This window comes from Acinetobacter sp. R933-2 (assembly GCF_030325485.1).
In the GTDB taxonomy this organism is placed as follows: domain Bacteria; phylum Pseudomonadota; class Gammaproteobacteria; order Pseudomonadales; family Moraxellaceae; genus Acinetobacter; species Acinetobacter sichuanensis.
The window spans coordinates 1-891 of record NZ_JACAIJ010000059.1; the positions used below are offsets into that span (position 1 = coordinate 1).

An 891-nucleotide genomic window follows, 5' to 3' on the forward strand; every position below is an offset into this window, starting at 1 on the left:
TTATAGTCAAATCATTATAAAACCAATACAATGGTGCAATGAGTTATTCAGAACATTTTAGACGTAAAATTTTAGCTAAGCTTGAGGAAGGTTATTCTATTCGAGCAGTAGCTGCACAATTTGAAATTAATAAAAATACCATTGTTGAATGGAAGAAACGTATAGAGATTAAAAAAACTCGTGTACGTAAACCTTCTAAAATTAACGATGATGCTTTACGTGAAGATGTTGAAAAGTATCCTGATGCTTATCAATATGAACGTGCTGCACGTTTTAATTGTGGTGTTTCATCTATTGGTGCTGCATTAAAGCGCTTAAATATTACAGTTAAAAAAAGACGTTAAGCCATCCTAAAGCAGATACAAAGCTTAGGGATAAATTTATTCTGCAAGTGAATGAATTAGAAAAAAACCATCCGATTATTTATCTGGATGAAAGTGGTTTTAAGTCACATGATTACAGACCTCATGGCTACTCACGAAAAGGAGTACCCTGTCTAGGGCAATATAATTGGCAATTAAAGAATCAGACCAATGCCATTGGAGCAATCCATAAAGGGTATTTATTTTCAGTCGGTTTATTTGACTGCAAAATCAATTCAGATGTTTTTCATTTTTGGATTGAGCAATTCCTCATACCAGCATTACCAGAAAATAGTGTAGTGGTTATGGATAATGCAGCATTTCATAAAAGAGCAGATATTCAGGAGTTATTGGAACAACAAGGGCATAAAATTCTTTGGCTTCCTGCATACAGCCCTGATTTAAATCCTATAGAACAGATGTGGGCATGGGTTAAACGTAAGCGTAAAGAATGGTTGATCGACTCAGTCGATGAGTTATTTCGAGTTTTTTTCGAATCTTGTATGAATAATAAAGTAGTTTGACTATA

2 protein-coding genes are annotated in these 891 nt (G+C 33.9%); both read left to right on the forward strand.

Annotated elements, in window-relative coordinates; translation table 11 throughout:
* Positions 1-38 precede the first annotated feature (38 nt).
* Entirely contained in the window at positions 39-344 is a 306-nt protein-coding gene (locus HX005_RS19560; RefSeq protein WP_000122230.1) for an IS630 transposase-related protein, read from the forward strand.
* A gap of 47 nt (positions 345-391) precedes the next feature.
* On the forward strand, positions 392-886 hold the full coding sequence (locus tag HX005_RS19565) for an IS630 family transposase (RefSeq protein ID WP_001003818.1): 495 nt from the start codon (positions 392-394) through the stop codon (positions 884-886).
* Positions 887-891 lie beyond the last annotated feature (5 nt).

Excerpts from the sequence above, each read along its gene's own strand:
- HX005_RS19560 (WP_000122230.1), top strand. The coding sequence starts at position 39 with ATGAGTTATTCAGAACATTTTAGACGTAAAATTTTAGCTAAGCTTGAG.